This is a genomic window from Streptomyces sp. NPDC006872, from assembly GCF_040635845.1.
In the GTDB taxonomy this organism is placed as follows: Bacteria; Actinomycetota; Actinomycetes; order Streptomycetales; family Streptomycetaceae; genus Streptomyces.
In genome coordinates this window covers 335,938-354,388 of the sequence record NZ_JBEYIL010000008.1, presented here as the reverse complement: position 1 = coordinate 354,388, position 18,451 = coordinate 335,938, and the positions used below count along the sequence as shown (strand labels likewise).

The 18,451-nt window shown below is 72.2% G+C and carries 16 protein-coding genes; 13 read left to right on the top strand and 3 right to left on the bottom strand.

The features are described 5' to 3' along the window. The first annotated feature begins 79 nt into the window (after positions 1-79). The 10 genes from ABZ725_RS25230 (at position 80) to ABZ725_RS25185 (ending at position 11,257) form a co-directional block, all read left to right on the top strand. Positions 80-835, top strand: a complete 756-nt coding sequence (locus tag ABZ725_RS25230) for an NUDIX domain-containing protein (protein WP_358804839.1) — start codon at positions 80-82, stop codon at positions 833-835. A gap of 56 nt (positions 836-891) precedes the next feature. Further along, positions 892-1,557, top strand: coding sequence for an alpha/beta fold hydrolase (locus tag ABZ725_RS25225; protein ID WP_358804967.1), 666 nt, complete (start codon positions 892-894; stop codon positions 1,555-1,557). A 188-nt stretch (positions 1,558-1,745) separates the two neighbouring features. After that, positions 1,746-1,964 (top strand): hypothetical protein, encoded by a 219-nt coding sequence (locus ABZ725_RS25220; protein WP_351907356.1) that lies wholly within the window; start codon positions 1,746-1,748, stop codon positions 1,962-1,964. A gap of 24 nt (positions 1,965-1,988) precedes the next feature. Continuing rightward, positions 1,989-3,209: an aminotransferase class V-fold PLP-dependent enzyme gene (locus ABZ725_RS25215; RefSeq protein ID WP_358804838.1), complete on the top strand. Its 1,221-nt coding sequence runs from the start codon at positions 1,989-1,991 to the stop codon at positions 3,207-3,209. A gap of 17 nt (positions 3,210-3,226) precedes the next feature. After that, positions 3,227-3,538, top strand: coding sequence for a hypothetical protein (locus ABZ725_RS25210; protein WP_358804837.1), 312 nt, complete (start codon positions 3,227-3,229; stop codon positions 3,536-3,538). Between the two features lie 96 nt (positions 3,539-3,634). Then, on the top strand, positions 3,635-4,816 hold the full coding sequence (locus ABZ725_RS25205; protein ID WP_358804836.1) for an ROK family transcriptional regulator: 1,182 nt from the start codon (positions 3,635-3,637) through the stop codon (positions 4,814-4,816). 59 nt (positions 4,817-4,875) lie between these two features. After that, entirely contained in the window at positions 4,876-6,699 is a 1,824-nt protein-coding gene (locus ABZ725_RS25200; protein ID WP_358804835.1) for a carbohydrate-binding protein, read from the top strand. A 56-nt stretch (positions 6,700-6,755) separates the two neighbouring features. Further along, positions 6,756-9,113, top strand: coding sequence for a glycoside hydrolase N-terminal domain-containing protein (locus ABZ725_RS25195; RefSeq protein ID WP_358804834.1), 2,358 nt, complete (start codon positions 6,756-6,758; stop codon positions 9,111-9,113). Then, entirely contained in the window at positions 9,110-10,321 is a 1,212-nt protein-coding gene (locus ABZ725_RS25190) for an SGNH/GDSL hydrolase family protein (RefSeq protein ID WP_358804833.1), read from the top strand. The genes ABZ725_RS25195 and ABZ725_RS25190 overlap by 4 nt, the downstream gene beginning before the upstream one ends. Before the next feature lie 78 nt (positions 10,322-10,399). Further along, a complete protein-coding gene (locus ABZ725_RS25185; RefSeq protein ID WP_358804832.1) occupies positions 10,400-11,257 on the top strand; it encodes a DMT family transporter in 858 nt (285 codons plus the stop codon). A gap of 10 nt (positions 11,258-11,267) precedes the next feature. Here ABZ725_RS25185 and ABZ725_RS25180 read toward each other — a convergent pair whose 3' ends face one another. Beyond that, entirely contained in the window at positions 11,268-12,179 is a 912-nt protein-coding gene (locus tag ABZ725_RS25180; RefSeq protein WP_358804831.1) for an SGNH/GDSL hydrolase family protein, read from the bottom strand. A 179-nt stretch (positions 12,180-12,358) separates the two neighbouring features. On the opposite strand from ABZ725_RS25180, the gene ABZ725_RS25175 reads away from it, so the two are divergent. The 3 genes from ABZ725_RS25175 (at position 12,359) to ABZ725_RS25165 (ending at position 16,296) form a co-directional block, all read left to right on the top strand. Beyond that, complete coding sequence (locus ABZ725_RS25175; RefSeq protein WP_358804830.1) at positions 12,359-13,207, top strand: class I SAM-dependent methyltransferase; 849 nt, start codon at positions 12,359-12,361, stop codon at positions 13,205-13,207. Positions 13,208-13,415: 208 nt separating this feature from the next. Continuing rightward, on the top strand, positions 13,416-15,704 hold the full coding sequence (locus tag ABZ725_RS25170) for an N-acetylmuramoyl-L-alanine amidase (RefSeq protein WP_358804966.1): 2,289 nt from the start codon (positions 13,416-13,418) through the stop codon (positions 15,702-15,704). Positions 15,705-15,834: 130 nt separating this feature from the next. Next, positions 15,835-16,296 (top strand): hypothetical protein, encoded by a 462-nt coding sequence (locus ABZ725_RS25165; RefSeq protein ID WP_358804829.1) that lies wholly within the window; start codon positions 15,835-15,837, stop codon positions 16,294-16,296. 94 nt (positions 16,297-16,390) lie between these two features. Here ABZ725_RS25165 and ABZ725_RS25160 read toward each other — a convergent pair whose 3' ends face one another. Both ABZ725_RS25160 and ABZ725_RS25155 read right to left on the bottom strand, forming a co-directional pair. Further along, positions 16,391-17,518: an AI-2E family transporter gene (locus ABZ725_RS25160; protein WP_358804828.1), complete on the bottom strand. Its 1,128-nt coding sequence runs from the start codon at positions 17,516-17,518 to the stop codon at positions 16,391-16,393. A 93-nt stretch (positions 17,519-17,611) separates the two neighbouring features. Continuing rightward, positions 17,612-18,412, bottom strand: a complete 801-nt coding sequence (locus tag ABZ725_RS25155) for a Tat pathway signal sequence domain protein (RefSeq protein WP_358804827.1) — start codon at positions 18,410-18,412, stop codon at positions 17,612-17,614. Positions 18,413-18,451: the final 39 nt, after the last annotated feature.

The following is an 18,451-nucleotide window of genomic DNA, read 5'->3' as shown; positions in this document are numbered from 1 at the left end:
CGACCACGCCCACCGCCCCGCGCGACTCGCCGACCGGCGGCCTCGTCGGCCCCCTGCGTCCGGCTCCTACGATGGCCCGGTGACGAAGGCCCCGAAAGCCCAGAGCTCCGCCGGTGTCGATGTCTTCGACGTTCCCCGGCTTCGGCTGGTGGAGGCCGCGCCGCCGCGTCTGTCGCCCGCGGACGAGGCGGCCCGGGACCATGCCTGGCAGCGGGCGGTCGAGGCCAACCCCGACCTGTTCGACGGCCCCGTGGCAGCGTGCGCGGGGGTGGCCTGGGAAGGGCCGCATCGTCTCGTTCTGTCCTGGACGCGGGTGACCTACCGGCACTACGCGCTGCGCCGGGTGCCGGGCAACCGGGCCTGGCTGCCGTCGCTGTTCGTGTACGTCGTGCAGCCCACGGACGACGGCAGGATGCTGATTGCGCGGATGTCGTCGTCGACGTCCACCCCGGGACGATGGCAGCTGCCGGGCGGCTCGGTCGAGCCTCCGCAGGACGGCGCGGAACTCGACGAGGAGGCCTTGCGCGCCCATGCCGCGCGGGAGCTGGTCGAGGAGACCGGCGTCGACCTCCCGGCTCGGCAGCTGGCGCTGTGGGCGGTCACCCGCGGCGCGCACCGGAGCATCGGCCTCGCCCATCTCGCCCCACCGCGTCCGGCGAAGGAGCTGCGCGAGGCCTTCGAGGCCATGACGGCCGCCGAACGGACCGCGGGGCGCGCCCCGGAACTGGACCGCATTACCCTGGTGAGCTGCCCGGCCGAGCTGGCCGGACTGGCGGGTCCACACGTGGACTACCTGGAGCCCATCGTCCGCCGCTACACGAACACGGCCAGGTGAGAGAGGCGGCGGGGGAGTTGCGCGAAGGAGGAGCCGTCGAGGCGGCCGGAACCGCGCTGGTGGTGCGGCACACACCGGTGGGGCCGCCGGGCGCCGCGGTCGTGGTCCTGCACGGCGGCCGCGAACACGGTCGGCAGCCGTCGCGGGCCTGGCATGCGCCCGCGCTGCGCATGCGTCCCGTCCTGCGGGCGGCCGTCGCCGCGACGGACCGTCAGGACGTGCTCGTCGCCGAGGTGCGGTACCGCTATCGCGGCTGGAACGCGACCGCCGACCCGGTGCACGACACCGCACGGGCGCTCGACGAGCTGCGAGGGCTGGCGGGCGAGGTGCCCGTGACCCTGGTCGGGCACTCCATGGGCGGCCGAGCCGCACTGCGGGCGGCGGCCGACCCCGCCGTGCACGGAGTGCTCGCGCTCGCCCCGTGGTGCCCGCCCGACGAACCCGTGGCCCACCTCGGCGGGACGCGGATCGTCGTCCTGCACGGAGACCGTGACCGGGTCACCGATCCCGGGGACTCCGCGGACTACGTCCGACGGGCGCGGGGGACCGCGGCGCAGGCCGGCCTCGTCCTCGTCCGCCGGGGCGATCACGCGATGCTCCGGCGCGGCGGCGACTGGCACCGCGCCACCGGCGCGATCGTCGCCCAACTGCTGTGCCCTGAACCGGTCCGCGAGGGACTCGCCGGCGAGGCCTGCGCGGCGGACGGCCCCCTGCCGTGGTAGGGCCCGGCACGGTCCGCGCCGGCCTCCCTCGCGCTCCCCTGAGCCCCCTGGTCACCCGCACCATGCCGCATCAGGGACAATACGATGGTGCCGTCGCCGACGGTTGAGCTGTCGAATCGTCAGGCGACGTCGCGGAAGCGCCGATTCGTCCCGTCGGATCGTCGGCCGTGTCCGAAGCAAGTCCTGCCGTGTCGGCCAGCCCGACCGTCCACGAAAGCAGAGCCTCCTCGGTGACCCCCGTCTTCGACGACACCCCGATCTACCACCGTCTCATCACCGAACGCGGTGACATCCCCGCCCAGGTGCGCGGCGAGGCCGAGCGGATCAAGCGAGACCTGGACCGCGTCATGAGCGCCCCGTCCTCCTTCACTCCCGGCCTGCCCGCGCCGCGGGGGTTCTTCGGCTGAGCACGCCCGGATCCGAGGAGATTCGTGAACGAAGGCGAAGTCGGCACCGTGCCCCGGCCGTTGACGCTGCCCGACGGCCGGCCCGCGCTGTCGGCCTGGACGCTCGACCCCCGGATGCGGCACCTCAACCACGGCTCGTTCGGCGCGGTCCCCCGGGTCGCGCAGGAGCGGCAGAACGCACTGCGGGCCGAGATGGAACGCGCCCCCGTGGCGTGGTTCCCGTCGCTGCCCGGGCGGCTGGCCGCGGCCCGCGCGGCCGTCGCCGGCCACCTGCGGACCGACGGCCGGGACCTGGCCCTCGTGCCGAACGCCAGCGCCGGGGTCGGCATCGTCCACGCCGCCCTGGCCGCCCGCCCCGGCGGGGACATCGTGGTCACCGACCACGGCTACGGCGCCGTCACCATGAGCGCCCAGCGGCTGGCCGACCGCTGGGGAACGCGGGTGCGCACCGCCCGCGTCCCGCTGGCGGCCGACGCCGAGCAGGCGTACGAAGCGGTGCTGGCGGAGGTCGACGACGACGTCGCGCTCATCGTCCTGGACCAGATCACCTCCGCCACGGCACGCCGGATGCCGGTCGAACGCGTCGGCGCCGAAGCCGCCCGGCGCGGGGTCGCCCTGCTCGTCGACGGCGCGCACGCCCCCGGTCTGCTCGCCGCGCCACTGGACGGCCTGGTCTGCGACGCCTGGGTCGGCAACCTCCACAAGTGGGGGTGTGCCCCGCGCGGCACGGCGGCCCTCGTCGCGCGCGGCCCGCTGCGTGCGGACCTGCACCCGCTGATCGACTCCTGGGGCGCGGCCGAACCCTTCCCGGACCGCTTCGACCATCAGGGCACGATCGACGCCACCGGCTGTCTGGCCGCGCCCACGGCCATGGAGTTCATCGACGACACCTGGGGCTGGGACACCGCCCGCCGCTACATGGACGAACTGGCGGAGCACGGCGCCCGTGTCGTCGCGGAGGCCTTCGGCCGGAGCGGGAACCCGGCGGACCCCGTCGACGTCGGGATGCCCGTGCCCGGCATGCGTCTGGTCCGCCTGCCCGACGGCCTGGGAGGCAGCCGGATCGCGGCCGACGCCCTGCGCGACCGGGCGACCGTCGAACTGGGCGTGGAGGCCGCGTTCACCAGCTTCGACGGGCTCGGCTACCTCCGGCTGTCCGCCCACGTCTACAACACCCCCGAGGACTACGAGCACTTCGCCGAGGCCTGTGTGCCCGTCGTCGAGAAGTGGGCCCGCGGGCTCTGAGGCCCGTTGTCAGTGCCGTGCTGAAGGATGCGCGGGTGAGATCAACTTCGCCACAGGCACTCGACGTTCTGCGCATCGTCTCCGATTCGCGCACACCCGTGTTCGTCACCGAGTACGCCAGTGGACGGCGGGTGTACGGCTACTGGCGGCCGTTGGACGCCGTCGGCGGCCGGGGAGGCTGCTACGTGGCGCTGTCCACCGCCGAGTGCGACGAGCTGTACCGGACCGGACGGATCACCCTGGGCGAGCCGGTCACGGACCCGACGAAGACGACCTATCGGGTCCGCCGCCCTGAGCCTTCGATTGCACGACAACTCTCCGTGGCTTGATGGGCTTTGAAAGGTGGTCAGGTCTCACAGCAGGTCTTCAGGTAATTCCTGCTTCTTTCATTGACAGCAGAAAATAAGGGCCATAGGTTCCCGGCCATGCCCTCGCTCTCCCGTTCGCACCCCGCCGAGAGGTTCCCCGCCGGCACGCCGGCCGCTTCGCAGATCTTCACCACCGCGCTGTCCCAGGGGCCGCTCACCCGGCTCGAACTGGCCCGCCGGGCCGGGCTGTCCGCGGCGGCCGTCACGAAGGCGGTCCGGCCGCTGATCGAGTCGGGATACCTGGTGGAGGACGCGGACCCGGACGCGCCTCCGGCGCTCGGGCGGCCCGCGAACCTGGTGCGGGTCGACGGCGGCCGCGCCCTGTTCCTCGGGCTCAAGCTCACCGGCGACGAGATCATCGGAGTGCTCACGGACCTGCGCTGCCGGATCCTGCTGGCCCGGCGTGTGCCGCTCACCGACCGCGCTCCGAAAGCCGTCCTGACCTCGGTCGCGGAGATCGTGCGGGAACTGCTGACGGAGGCGGACGGCTACGGCGTACACGTCATGGGACTCGGCATCGCAGTATCCGGTGACGTCGACCGCGGGGAGGGCGTGGTGCGCTACTCGCCGTTCCTCGAGTGGCGCGAGGTCCCGCTCGCCGAACTCGCCTCCACCGTCACCGGCCTGCCGGTCACCGTCGACAACGACGTACGGGCCCTCACCGTGGCCGAGCAGTGGTTCGGCGCCGGCGTGGGCCTGTCGGACTTCGCCGTGGTGACCGTGGGCGCGGGCATCGGCTGCGGCCTGGTGGTCCACGGCCGGGTGGTCGCCGGGGCGCACGGCGTGGCCGGCGAGATCGGCCATGTCACCGTCGACCCGAACGGGCCGCCCTGCCACTGCGGCAACCGCGGCTGCGTCGAGGCCGTGGCCGCGGACCCGGCGATCCTCGCCCGGATCCGCGAGCGGACCGGCGTCGAGGTCACCGGCACCGCCGAAGCCGTCGAACTCGCCCGCCGGGGCGACCCCGAGGCGCGCGAGGCGTACGCGAGGGCGGGGGAGGCGATCGGCCGCGCCATCGCCACCGTGGCCAACCTCCTCGGCCCGGAGCGGGTGGTCATCTCCGGCGAGGGCCTCGCCGCCCACGACCTGTTCGCCGAGCAGATCCGCAGCGCCTTCGCGGCGGCCGCGTTCGGCTCGGCCGCGCAGTGCGACGTCCAGACCCGTCCGCTGCCCTTCGAGGAGTGGGCGCGGGGCGCCGCGGCCACCGCCATCCAGTCCTTCATCACCGACCCGAACTGACCGATCCCGCACCCGCACCCGCACCCCACCGTCACCCCCACCCCCAGGAGGTACGACCCATGCGGTCACCCTCGCACTCAGTCCTGCCCGCACGCGCCCTGAGCGCCGTCAGAGCCGTCCGGGCCGTGGTCGTCCTGGCGCTCGCCGCCGGCACCGCGACCGTCGCCCCCGCCGCCCATGCCGAGACCCTCGCGCCCACCGCGCCCGGGATCGCCGCGAAGCCCTACATGGGCTGGTCGAGCTGGAGCATGCAGTCCTCCAAGTACCCGGGCCTGAACCCCGACGGCGACTACAGCTACCTCACCGAGGCGAACGTGCTGAAGCAGGCCGACGCCCTCGCCGGGAAGCTGAAGAAGTACGGCTACGAGTACGTCAACATCGACGCCGGCTGGTGGCGCGACAAGGCCTGGAAGCCGGGGTTCGACCAGTACGCCCGCCAGCAGGCCGACCCGCAGCGCTTCCCCCGGGGCATGAAGGCGGTCGCCGACCACGTGCACGCCAAGGGCCTCAAGGCCGGCATCTACCTGCCCGTCGGCCTGGAGAAGGAGGCGTACGCCGACGGCAAGGCCCCGATCTGGAACGCCGACGGCTGCACCACCGCCGACATCGTGCACTCCGACCTGCGCACCACCAACGGCTGGGACAGCGCCTACAAGATCGACTTCTCCGACCCCTGCGCGCAGAAGTACATCGACTCCCAGGCCCGGATGTTCGCCGACTGGGGCTACGACTTCCTCAAGCTCGACGGCGTCGGACCCGGCTCGTTCAAGAGCGGCGACAACTACGACAACATCGCCGACGTGGCCGCCTGGCAGAAGGCGATCGCCGCCACCGGCCGCCCGATCCATCTGGAGGTGTCCTGGTCCCTCGACATCGGACACGCCGCCGACTGGAAGAAGTACAGCAACGGCTGGCGCGTCGACACCGACGTCGAGTGCTACTGCAACACCCTGGTCTCCTGGGAGAACTCCGTCGACGACCGCTTCGACGACACCCCGGCCTGGACCCGGCACGCCGGCCCCGGCGGCTGGAACGACCTCGACTCGCTCGACGTCGGCAACGGCGCGATGGACGGCCTGACCAAGGCCGAGCGGCAGACCTACGCCACTCTCTGGGCCATCGCCAAGTCCCCGCTCTACACCGGTGACGACCTCACCCGCCTGGACTCCTACGGTCTGTCCCTGCTCACCAACCGTGAGGTCATCGCCGTCAACCAGGGCGACACGCCGCCCGCGCACCCGGTCACCCCGTCCGACCCCCAGCAGGTCTGGGCCGCGAAGAACCCCGACGGCACCTACACCGTCGCCCTGTTCAACCTGGCCGACGCGCCGGCCTCGGTGAGCGCCGACTGGGCGACGCTCGGCTTCACCGGCAAGGCGGCCGTCCGCGACCTGTGGAACCACGAGAACCTCGGCACGTACAAGAACGGGATCACCCAGGCGCTGCCCGCCCACGGCTCCCGCCTGTTCACCGTCACCCCGCGCGGCGCCACGCTGACGTACACCGGCCATGAAGCCGAGGCCGCGGCGAACACCCTCGCCGGGAACGCCTCCGTCGCCGACTGCTCGGCCTGCTCCGACGGCAAGAAGGTCGGCAACCTCTACCTCGGCGGCAAGCTCACCGTGAACGACGTCGTGGTCGGCAAGACCGGTGTCTACCAGGTCAAGGTCGCCTACGTCAGCGGCGACGCCCGCTCGCTGGAGGTCTCGGCGAACGGCGGCGGCGCCACCCGGCACAAGTTCCCGTCCACCGGCGACTGGGGGACCGTGTCGGTCGTCCATGTGCCCGTGACGCTCAAGGCCGGCGTCAACACGATCACCTTCGACAGCGGTTCGGGCTACGCACCGGACATCGACCGGATCGACGTACCGAAGTCCTCCTGAACACTCCGGGGCCCCGCGCCGTCCGCGGGGCCCCTTCTCAGACTTCTGGAGCCGTCATGAACCCCCGCCCCAGCAGAAGAACCCTGCTCTCCCTCGCCGCGACGACCGGAGCCCTTGCCACGCTCCCGACCTTCACCGCCACCGCAGCGCCCCGACGGCCGCCCGCCTCGACGGTGTCGGAGAGCCACCCGCGCCACCAGCTGTGGTGGCAGGCCCCCGCCGACGACCACTCCATGATCGAACAGGGCCTGCCCGTCGGCAACGGCCGCCTCGGCGCCCTCGCGAGCAACGATCCGGGCCGCGAGCTCCTGCTGGTCACCGACGCCACCATGTGGACCGGCGGCCTCAACGACACACTGGACGCCGACGGCCAGTTCCCCTACGGCCGCGCCGACTTCGGATCCTTCACCCTGCTCGCCCGGCTGACCGTGGAGATCCCCGACCACGACCTGTCCGGCGTCAACGGCTACCGTCGCACCCTCGACCTCGCGCAGGCCGTGCTCACGACGACGTACGTCCGCTCCGGGGTGACCTACCGGCGGCAGATCTTCGCCAGCCGCCCCGACGACGTGATCGTCCTGCACTTCACCCAGAGCGGCGGCGGCCGCTACACCGGATCGGTGACCCTGGACGGCACCCACGGCGAGACCGGAACGGGAGCGGAGTCGTTCGGCGCGTCCCTCCCGAACGGCCTGCGCTACGGCGCCGCCGTCACCGCGCACGGCAGCGGCGGCCGGGTCCGGGTGAACGGGACCCGGATCGACTTCACGGGCTGCACCGACCTCACGGTGGTCGTCAGCGGCGGCACCAACTACGCACCCGACGCCGAGGCGGAGTACCGCGACCCGTCGCTCGACCCGCAGAAGCTGTCCCGGACGAAGGTGCGCGCGGCCGCCGCCCACCCCGTCGGCACGCTGCTGCGCACCCATGTCGCCGACTACCGAGCCCTCTACGGCCGACTCGACCTCTCGCTCGGCGAGTCGACCGCCGAGCAGCGCTCCCTGGACACCTGGCAACGCCTCGCGGCACGCGCCCGCGACACGGTGCCGGACCCCGAACTCGAAGCCTCCTACCTTCAGTTCGGCCGCTATCTGATGATCTCCGGATCCCGGGGAAGCCTCCCGCTCAACCTCCAGGGACTGTGGCTCGACGGCAACGACCCGGACTGGATGGGCGACTACCACACCGACATCAACCTTCAGATGAACTACTGGATGGCCGACCGCACGGGCCTGTCCCCGTGCTTCGACGCCCTCACCGACTACTGCCTCGCCCAACTGCCCTCCTGGACCGCACTCACGCGCTCCCTGTTCGACGATCCCCGCAACCGCTATCGCAACTCCACCGGCAAGAACGCCGGTTGGACCGTCGCGATCTCCACCAACCCGCACGGCGGCATGGGCTGGTGGTGGCACCCCGCAGGCAACGCCTGGCTGGCCAACACCCTCTGGGAGCACTACGAGTTCACCCGCTCACGCGCCCATCTGGCCAGGATCTACCCGCTGTTGAAGGGCGCCTGCGAGTTCTGGGAGGCACGGCTGCTGCCGACGACCCTCCCCGGCTCCGCACGAGAGGTCCTCGTCGCCGACAGCGACTGGTCGCCCGAACACGGCCCGCTCGACGCCCAGGGCATCACCTACGCCCAGGAACTGGTGTGGGAGCTGTTCGGCCACTACGGCACCGCCGCCGCGGAGTTGGGGGAGGACGCCGACTACGCCGACACCATCGCCGGCCTGCGCAAGCGGCTGTACCTGCCCGAGGTGAGCCCCAGGACCGGCTGGCTGCAGGAATGGATGTCCCCGGACAACCTCGGCGAGACCACCCACCGCCATCTCTCCCCACTGGTCGGCCTCTTCCCCGGCGACCGGATCCGCCCCGACGGATCCACACCGAAGGAGATCGTCGACGGCGCCACCGCCCTCCTCACCGCGCGCGGCATGAACAGCTTCGGCTGGGCGAACGCCTGGCGAGCCCTGTGCTGGGCCCGCCTGAAGAACGCGGAGAACGCCTACGAACTCGTTGTGACCAACCTGCGCCCGTCGACGGGCGGCGGCAACGGCACCGCCTTCAACCTGTTCGACGTCTACGAGGTCGAACAGGGCCGGGGCATCTTCCAGATCGACGCCAACTTCGGCACGCCCGCCGCGATGAGCGAGATGCTCCTGTACTCCCGCCCCGGACACCTGGAACTCCTGCCCGCCCTGCCCGCCGCCTGGGCCGCCGCCGGACATGTCACCGGCCTGCCCGCCCGTGGCGGTTTCGTCGCCGACCTGCGCTGGCGCGACGGCACACCCACCTCGCTGCGGCTGCGCAGCGTCGGCGGCCGGACCACGACGGTGACGTACGCGGGGACCTCCCGGACCGTGGACCTGCGGCCGGGGGAGTCCGTCACGCTGAAGGGTTTCACCCGATGACGGCCCGTCGCTCGCCGGCCCGTCGTTCCCGGGCGCGCCTGCTCGTCGCCGTCCTGTCGGCCGTCGCCCTGCTTCAGGCCGTCCCGGCGGCCCATGCGGCCGAACCCCGGCACGACGTCATCACCTGGGGCGCGTCCGCCGACCGGGTGGGGGAGGGCGTCGCCGACCGCGGCTACCGGCTCGTCGTGCGCACCAGCGTCGGCGGCAGCGACCTGCGGATCCGGCTGACCAACGCCTTCGGCGACCGTCCGGTGACCTTCGACAGCGTCTACGCGGGGGTGCGGCAGCAGGGCGCGGCACTGGTGCCCGGCAGCAACCGGCGGCTGAGCTTCGGCGGCGCGGACTCCGTCACGATCCCCGCCGGCGGCACGGCGCTGAGCGACGCGCTGCCCGGCAGCCTGCCCGCCGCGACCGACCTGGCGGTCAGCCTGCACTCACCGGACGCGGCGGGCCCGGCGAGCGGCCACGGGATGGCCATGCAGACGTCGTACATCGCCCAGGGCGACCACAGCGCCGAGGAGAGCGCCGAACGGTGGACCGGGGCGATCGGCTCGTGGTTCTACCTCGACGCCGTCTCCGTGCGCGCGAACGCGTCGACGGGCGCGGTGGTCGCGCTCGGCGACTCCATCACGGACGGCTGGCAGTCCACCTCCGACCTCGACCGCCGCTGGCCCGACTACCTCGCCCGTCGGCTGCAACAGGCGAAATCCCCGATCAAGGGGGTGGCGAACGAGGGGATCTCCGGCAACAAGGTCCTCGCGGACGGAGCCGGCCAGAGCGCGCTGAACCGGCTCCAGCGGGACGTGCTGTCCCACCCGGGCGTGCGCACGGTGTTCCTCTTCGAGGGCGTGAACGACATCAAGGCCCACACCGGAGTGACGGCCCAGGACCTGATCGCCGGCTACCGGGAGATCGTCCGCCGGGTGCACGCGGCGGGCAAGTGCGTCGTCGGCGCCACCGTGGCCCCCTTCAAGGGCTGGTCGGAGTGGGACCCGGCCGCCGAGTCCGTACGCCAGGAAGTCAACGCGTTCATCCGCACCGGCGGGGAGTTCGACGCCGTCACCGACTTCGACCGCATCCTGCGCAGCCCCTACGACCCCGAGCGGATCCTGCCCTTCTTCGACGGCGGCGACCATCTGCACCCCAACGACAAGGGGATGCAGGCGATGGCCGACGCGGTGGACCTCACGGCACTCGACTGCCCTTGATGGCGCACCCGGGCGGCGCGTACCCGGGCAGCGCGCGCCCAGGCTGAGGGGGCGGCGAAAGCGAGGCATGGTGGAGTCATGATCGTGCTCGCCGTGCTCTTCGCCGTCCTGGGCGCCGCCAGCAACGCGGTGGGCACGGTCTTCCAGCGCAAGGCCGCCGCCACGGTGGCGCGGGGCGGCGGGGTGCGGCTGCTGCTCGCCCTCGCGCGGCGGCCCGCCTGGGCGATCGGCATCGCGGGCGTGACGGGGGCCGCGCTGTTCCAGGCCCTGGCCCTGATCAACGGTCCCATGGCCCTGGTCCAGCCCGTGTTCATCCTCGAACTTCCGTTCGCCCTGCTGGTGGCGGTGCCCCTGCTGCACCGTCGGCTGTCGGCAGCCGCCTGGTGGGCGGTCGGGGCAGTGGTGGCCGGACTCGCCCTGCTCCTGGCCTCGGCGGCCCCCTCCGGCAACCGGCGGCAGGCCGGCATGGACCGTTGGATCCCGGTACTGGTCGTCGCCGTGGCAGTGATGGCCGTCGCGGTCCTCCTGGCCCGCTCCGCGTCCTCGCCGTTGTTCCGGGCAGCCGCGCTGGCGTCGGCCGCGGCGGTGGGCAACGCCCTGACGGCAGCTCTCCTGAAGTCGGCGACAGGCCGTCTGACCGACGACGGCCTGCCCGCCTTCCTCACCGCCTGGCAGACCTACGGCTTCGCGGTCACCGGAGTGGCGGCACTCCTGCTGCTGGAGAACGCGCTGCAAGCCGGCCCCCTGGCCGCCTCCCAGCCCGCGCTGACCATCGGTGACGCCGCGGTGAGTCTCCTGCTGGGCGTCGTGCTCTTCGAGGAGCAGATCCGCACGGGCTGGTGGCTGCTGCCCGAGGCGATCGGCGTGCTCGTCATCCTCTGGGGCGTACTACGGCTGACCCGCGTGGTGCCGCACCTCGCCGACGTCGTCCATTGAAGCCGGGCGGTCAGCGGCCGCCGCGTCCGTGGGTGAGGCGGTTGAGCACCGCACCCGCCATGGCTTCCTCCCCCTTGGCGTTGGGGTGCGCGGGAGCGGCCGGCGAGGCGGGCTGCAGCGGCTCGATCCAGCGCACCGCCGGGGACTTGCACATGTCGTGGCCGATGGTCGGACCGTAGGTGTCGACATACTCCGCGTGGTTCCAGCGGGCCACCAGACGGAGCATCAGGTTGAGCCGCTTTTCGGTGTCCCGGAGGTAGGGGAAGTCCCGCGTGGCGAACGGCACCGACGGTGCGCAGCCGCTGCCGTCGTCGGGCAGCAGGTCCGGATAGCCGACGAGGAGCACCCGGGCGTGCGGGGCCCGGTCGTGCACGGCCTCCAGCACCCTCGCGATCTTCGGGGCGGTCTTGGCGATCGTGACGCTGAGCTCGTCGACGCCGGAGGCGCCGTAGTGGCGTTGGCACGGATTGCCGGTCGGGTCCGTCGGGGCCAGCTGCACGCAGGTGCCGATGATGGTGCCGAAGCCGATGTCGTTGCCGCCGATCTGCACGGTGACGATGTCGCTGTTGCGGCCCACCGCGTCGAGCTGCGGGCCGTTGGTGCCCTGCGGCTTCCACATGTGCTCGGTCGTCGCCCCGCCGCAGCTGACGTCCTTGAACTGACTCACCCGCAGCTGCCCGGACACGATCGACGGGTAGTTGTGGTCGGAGCGCGCACAGTTGGCGTCCACCTGCCGGGGGATGAAGGGGCCGGAGGTGTAGGAGTCGCCGAGCGCGACGTACTGGCTGTCACGGCCCCCGCCGTGCGCCGCGGCGGGCATCGCGGAAGCGGCGACGAGCGCGCAACCCCCCAGCGCTGCCAGGAGGCTGACGCCCTTTCGGCGGCGGCTGATCCGGCTCGCCGTGCCCACGTTGCTCTGCATCGCGTTCCTCCCCCTTGAACCGACGCCTGACCGACGACGCCGTCACGTACGGCCGTTGTACCGTTCGACGGGGCTTGTATACCGCCGGGTAGGTCGCCGGGGCCAGAGCCGGGAGCGTACGCGTTCGCCGAGGGCTCGAAAACGTCGATGACTTGGCCGACTCGTGGAACGGAACCGAGATGCCTGACGGATGGCAGTGGGACCGCACCCTGTTCCAGGGCAGCGCGGCCTATTACGAGCGCGGTCGGCTCCCCTACGCCCCGCGCTTCGCCGAGACACTGGCGACGGCCCTCGGACTGGACGGCCGGGGCAGACTCCTCGACGTCGGCTGCGGCCCGGGCATCGTGCTGCTCCCGATGGCGCGGTTCGTCACCGAGGCGGTCGGCCTCGACCCGGACGAGGACATGCTCACCGAGGCCCAGCGACAGGCCGGACGACGCGGGGTGACCAACGCACGGTGGGTGGTCGCCCGCGCCGAGGACCTGCCGGCGGGGCTGGGCGAGTTCAGGGCCGTGGTGTTCGCCCAGTCCTTCCACTGGACGGATCGCGATCGCGTCGCGGCCACCGTGCTGGAGATGCTGGAGCCGGGCGGCGCGTTCGTCCACATCAGCGACCTCAAGGACCCGCCCGCCGACCCGGGGCCGCTGCCCTCACCGGAACCCCCGTACGACCGGATCCGCGATCTGGTGCGCGGTTACCTGGGGCCGGTGCGCCGGGCGGGGCAGGGCGCACTCGTGCACGGCACGCCGGACCGGGAGGACCTCGTCATCGCCCGGGCGGGATTCGGGCCCGTCGAGCGACACGTCGTGCCGGCCGGGGACGTCGTCGACCGCAGTGCGGACGACATCGTCGCGTGGACGTTCTCCCGATCCGACTCCGCGCCGCACCTGTTCGGCGACAGGCTCGCGGACTTCGAGCGGGAGCTGCGCGCGCTGCTGCGGCAGGCGGCAGCACCCGAGAGCGGCTTCGCGGAGCGACTTCCGGCGACCGAGATCAGGATCTGGCGCAAACCACAAGGCCGAGCCTGACGAAACCTGTCGACCCCGACCATCACGGTGATCTGCGTCACGCTGGCTGTCTTCGCTGTGATGATCTTCAGGCCCGGAGCGCTGTATGCGGAGGGGGCCCGCGTGACGGGTGTGCCCCCGCGTGCCTTGTCTTCTGGGGCCTTGTCGGTCGTCTTTGGGGGTTTTCGTCGTGAGTCGTCGTTCGTCGCATGCGTACAGACCGTTGAGCCTGAAACGGCGCGCGTGGCTGACGCTGGGCGCGGTGCTCCTGGGCGGTGGCGGTGTGGTGACCTACGCGGTCGCCAGCCCCTCCGGCCATTCCGAGGCACCGGGCCGGTCCAAGCGGCCGGTGAAGGTCTACGACGTGGGGCTGAAGAGCGCCGCGGGCGACCGCCGGGAGCTGGCGCGCACGGGCACCGCACAGTTCTCGATGCTCGGCGTCTCCTGGACCGGGGCCGCGAAGCGACTCGACGGCACGGCGCAGGTGCGCACCCGCAGCCTGACGAGCGGCGAATGGAGCGCCTGGCACGACCTGGACGTGGACGTCGACCCGCTGGACCGTCCGGAGCCCGGGGTGCGCGGCGCATCCGAGCCCCTGTGGGTCGGCCCCTCGGACGGCGTACAGGTACAGGTCGTCCGCAAGAACGGCACCACGAGCACTTCGCTGCCCAAGGGCATGGAGGTCAACCTCGTCGACCCGGGCGTGGTGACCGCCGCCGAGACCAAGGCCGGCGCCGACGCCACGGAGCCGGCCGCGTTCGTCGCCGACGAGACCCCCGACCCCACGGACACCGCTTCCACCGAGCCCACCGAGTCCACCGACTCGGCCTCTCCGACCGACAGCGCCACCTCGACCCCGACGGACAGCCAGACCACCGCGTCCGCGGATCCGACCGACACCACGACCTCGGCCACGCCGACGGACTCGGGTTCCCCGTCCGCCACGCCGAGCACGACCCCGAGCCCGACGGCCACCGTGCCCACCGCGCCGCCGTCCACCGTGCCCGAACCGCCGATCACCTCACGGGCCGGCTGGGGCGCGGACGAGTCGATCAGCCCCGAGGCGCCGGAGTACAACGCGGACGTCAAGGCCGTCTTCGTCCATCACACCGACGGGGCCAACGACTACTCCTGCGCCGCCGACTCGGCGTCGATCGTGCGCGCCATCTACGCCTACCACGTGCAGGTCAGCGGCTGGAAGGACATGGGCTACAACTTCCTGGTCGACAAGTGCGGCACGATCTTCGAAGGCCGTAAGGGCGGCGTCGACCTGCCGGTGTTCGGCGCCCACACCTACGGCTGGAACCGGGAGGCCGCGGGCGTCGCGGTGCTCGGCGACTACACCACCGCCGGCCCCTCCAGCGCCGCCCTCGCCTCGGTCGCCCGCCTGGCGGCCTGGAAGCTGGGCCAGTACGGCGCCGACCCGGCCGGGACCGTCCAGCTCACCGCGGGCGCCACCCAGAAGAACTTCTCCGGCACCGCCTTCACCGCGGGCACCAAGTACACCTTCCAGCGCATCTCCGGGCACCGGGACGGCTACAACACCCTGTGCCCCGGCGGTCTGCTCTACGACCAGCTGCCGACCATCCGCGCCTGGGCCGCCGGCCCGGTGCAGGGGTTGAAGGTCGCCTCGGTGAGCGGCGCGACCCTGTCCGGGTCGACGTACTACACCAAGGGCGCGATCACGGTGCACTGGTCGACGACCACGCCCGGCACGCTCATCTCCAGGACCGAACTGCTGGTCGACGGCAAGACCGCGGCCACCGCCGCAGGCACCGCCACCTCCACGAGCGCGACCCTGGCCGCGGGCAGCCACACCGTCGCCGTACGGGCCGTCCACCAGTCCGGCAGGACGACGACCACCACCGCGCTCACGGTCGTGGCCGACACCGCCGCCCCGACCTTCACCACCGCCCCGAAGCTCTCCCTGCGCACCGGCGTCGTCACCGCCACCGCCGTCCCGGTCACCCTCGGCTGGAAGGCCGTCGACGACAAGGCCCTGCGGGAGGTGAGGCTGCTGGCCCCCACCACGGCCACGTTCGGCCCGACCGTCACCTCCTCCAGCCGCACCGCCAAGCCCGGCGCCGCCGCGACCTGGTCGATGCAGGCCTACGACTACGCGGGCAACTACCGTGCCTCCTCGGCCTCCTACACCCCGGCGATCCTTCAGGAGACCTCCGCGACCAAGTCCGGTGCCTGGACCGCCCGTTCCTCGACCAACTACCTCGGCGGCAAGTCGTACTCCAGCGCCGCCAAGGGCGCGAGCCTCACCTGGACCTTCACGGGCCGCTCGGCTGCCTGGGTGGTCTCCCGTGCCGCCACCTCGGGCCAGGCGTACGTCTACGTCGACGGCGCCAAGGTCGCGACCGTCGACCTGAAGTTCGCCACCACCCTCTACCGGCAGGCGCTCTGGACGAAGACCTGGTCCGCCGCCGCCAAGCACACGGTCAAGATCGTCGTGGTGGGCACTGCGGGCCGCCCGACCGTCACCACCGACGGGCTCGTCTACATCAAGTAGGCACACGACGGGTGCCGTCCACTTCAGGGCGTGGGCGGCACCCGTCTTCGCGATTGTCGAACGCCGCCGGCAGCGCGCCTGCCAACATCGCCGTGTAGAGGCACGGCCGGAACGGAAGGCGGCGTGGAACATGATCGAGTGGGTGTCCCTGAGGCCAGGTACCAGGCCCGTGCCCCAGCCCGTCGCCACCCCGCTGGTGTGGGCCACGGCCTTCGGCGGTGCACTGATCCTGGTGGCGCTGCACAACATGCTGCTGGGCACGGACCGGCCGGGGCTCGCGCTGGCGGCGCTGTCCGCGCTGGCGGCCCTACTGGGGCTGTGCGCCCGTTTCACCGCGGCCCCCGGCACGGCCGTCCTGTGCTGGCTGATGCTCAACGGGTTCGCCGTCCCGCCCGCCGGCACTCTCACCTGGGCCGGCGACCGGGACGCGTTCTGGCTGAGCTGCCTGTGCGCCGCGGCCCTCGTCGGCACGGCGTTGGCCCGGATCCTCGACGCCCGCGCCGCCTATCGCCGTATCGCGGCGACGGCGGCCGCTCCGGTGACGGACCCGGAGGACGGAACGGCGGACCGAACGGCGGACGGACGGACCTGACCGCCGACTCGGCGATGCACACGGCGACATGGCCCGAGCGGAGGCGTGACGGCGAGGGTCTCGCGGGGCGATCCGACCATGTTCCCCAACACGACTATCCGGCCGAGGGATCGGGATCGGTGGTCGTCGCCATCGCGTCCTGAGGCCGCAGTGCCTGGCGGACGGACCAGACCACGGCCACGAAGGGCACGGCCACGACCGCTCCGATCACGCCGGCCGCGACCGCTCCGCCGGTGACCGACAGGGCGACCACCACCGGATGCAGCCGGACGGCCCAGCTCATCACGATCGGGTGCAGCAGATGGCCCTCGATCTGACCGATGATCACGATCAGCGCCACGACCACCGCGGCGGTGAGCGCCCCTTTCGACGCGAGTGCGACGACGGCCGCGACGGAGAGGGCGATGGGCGAGCCGATCAGGGGGATGAACGCGGCGGTGAATTCCAGGAGCGCCAGCGGCACGGCGAGCGGAACGCCCAGCAGGGACAGGGCGATGCCGACGAGGACCGCGTTGATGGCGGCGACCAGCAGGATGCCATGGGTGTAGCCGGTGAAGGTCCGCCAGGCGGTCCGGCCCGCGAGCGCCACCCGGCCCTGCGCCGGCGGCGGCAGCTGGTCGCAGAACCAGCGCCACTGCCGGTCGCCCGAGTGGGTGAAGAAGACCGAGCAGAACAAGGCGAGGGCGAGGACGGTCAGCACCTCGAGAAGTCGGCCGGCGCCGCTCAGCGCGGTGCTGATGACGGTGGAGCGGTGGCTGGAGAGCAGCCTGCCGATACGGGACTGGACGTCGTCCAGTGCTCCTGGCTCCAGCCGGAAGGGCGGCTCCTCCAGCCGGTGCTCGATCCGGTCGAAGCCCGAGACGAACTCCCGCTCGAGTCCGGTCCGCTGTCCGGCGACGGTTTCGCCCACCAGAGCCAGGCCGCCGAGGACGAGGACGATCCCCGCGACGACCGCGACCGCGACCGCGAGCGGCCGGGGCAGGACACGGGAGAGCAGGTCGGCCAGGGGCTTCAGCACGGCCGTGATGACAAGACCGAGAAAGACCGCGACGGCGATGCGATGGAACTGTCCCAGCACGGAGAACGCGGCCTGGACGACGACGCCGACCACCAGGATGCGCCAGGCGTACGCGGCGGCGCTCCGCAGCGTACGCGGCACACGGGTCTGCGTACCGCCGGTCCGGCCGGGCGGCGACGCGGGCGGGTCGGAGTGGGGGGACATGCCCCTCTTCGTTCCACCCGCGGCCCGGCGGCCCACACGGACGGCCGCGGATTCCCCCGAAGGCCTGGCGGAGCCCGTCCTCGGTCCGGCTCCTCAGACGAGCTGGTAGCCGCGCAGATTGGTGAGCAGGAGGTAGCAGTCCTGCAGGGACCCGGAGGTGTCGCCGAGGGAGCGGTAGATGCCCCACTTCGGGCGCACCCGGTCGGCGAGGAAGGTGTCGACGCCGGTCTTCGAGGCGTCGACGACGGTGGTCGAGCCGCTCTTGAGGATCCAGCGCACCGAGCCGGCCGAGCCGTTGCCGACCTTGATCTGGAAGTCGACGTCGGTCCATTTGTCGTGCAGGGGAGCGAGGTCGGTGCGGCCCACGAGGATGTCCTGCTCGAACAGCTTGAGCTCGATGGTCTGCACCCCGTTCACCCGGCGCAGCGACTGCACGACGATCGGCGAGGTGCCGGTGCCCGGCTGCTTCATCTGCATGATGTGCGTGAAGGTGGTGGTCGCCTTCAGGGAGCTGGGGATGTACATCGAGTAGGTGACCCGCCAGGTCTGACCCGAGGTCCACTTGAGGTAGTCGCTGCCGCTGCCGTTGCGCAGCCCGGTGACCTCCTGGCGCTGACGGTCGGTGGAGGTGTCCCGGTCGGCCATGTGCATGTTGAAGCGCCAGTTGTTGCCGGTGGCGAAGATGTGCGGCTGACCCGATGTGTGGGAGTCGGCGCGGTCGTCCTCGACGGTCTCGAAGGCGCCGAGGCCGGCGCTGCTCGCCGACGGCGCCCATTTCTGCTGCCAGGAGGCGGCGTAGGCGGTGCCGGGCAGGCCGCCGACCGTGGCCGCCGCCGCGCCGCCGAGTGCCGCGCCGAGCAAGGTCCTGCGGGACGCGTTGCGGGATGTGCTCATGATGGACTCACCTCGTTCTCGTTCATATACATGGACTGA

What these genes read in the sequence shown, in the direction of transcription:
- ABZ725_RS25205 (WP_358804836.1), top strand. Translation starts at nt 3,635, where the DNA reads ATGCCCTCGCTCTCCCGTTCGCACCCCGCCGAGAGGTTCCCCGCCGGC.
- ABZ725_RS25200 (WP_358804835.1), top strand. Translation starts at nt 4,876, where the DNA reads ATGCGGTCACCCTCGCACTCAGTCCTGCCCGCACGCGCCCTGAGCGCC.
- ABZ725_RS25195 (WP_358804834.1), top strand. Translation starts at nt 6,756, where the DNA reads ATGAACCCCCGCCCCAGCAGAAGAACCCTGCTCTCCCTCGCCGCGACG.
- ABZ725_RS25190 (WP_358804833.1), top strand. Translation starts at nt 9,110, where the DNA reads ATGACGGCCCGTCGCTCGCCGGCCCGTCGTTCCCGGGCGCGCCTGCTC.
- ABZ725_RS25185 (WP_358804832.1), top strand. Translation starts at nt 10,400, where the DNA reads ATGATCGTGCTCGCCGTGCTCTTCGCCGTCCTGGGCGCCGCCAGCAAC.
- ABZ725_RS25180 (WP_358804831.1), bottom strand. Translation starts at nt 12,179, where the DNA reads ATGCAGAGCAACGTGGGCACGGCGAGCCGGATCAGCCGCCGCCGAAAG.
- ABZ725_RS25175 (WP_358804830.1), top strand. Translation starts at nt 12,359, where the DNA reads ATGCCTGACGGATGGCAGTGGGACCGCACCCTGTTCCAGGGCAGCGCG.
- ABZ725_RS25165 (WP_358804829.1), top strand. Translation starts at nt 15,835, where the DNA reads ATGATCGAGTGGGTGTCCCTGAGGCCAGGTACCAGGCCCGTGCCCCAG.
- ABZ725_RS25160 (WP_358804828.1), bottom strand. Translation starts at nt 17,518, where the DNA reads ATGTCCCCCCACTCCGACCCGCCCGCGTCGCCGCCCGGCCGGACCGGC.
- ABZ725_RS25155 (WP_358804827.1), bottom strand. Translation starts at nt 18,412, where the DNA reads ATGAGCACATCCCGCAACGCGTCCCGCAGGACCTTGCTCGGCGCGGCA.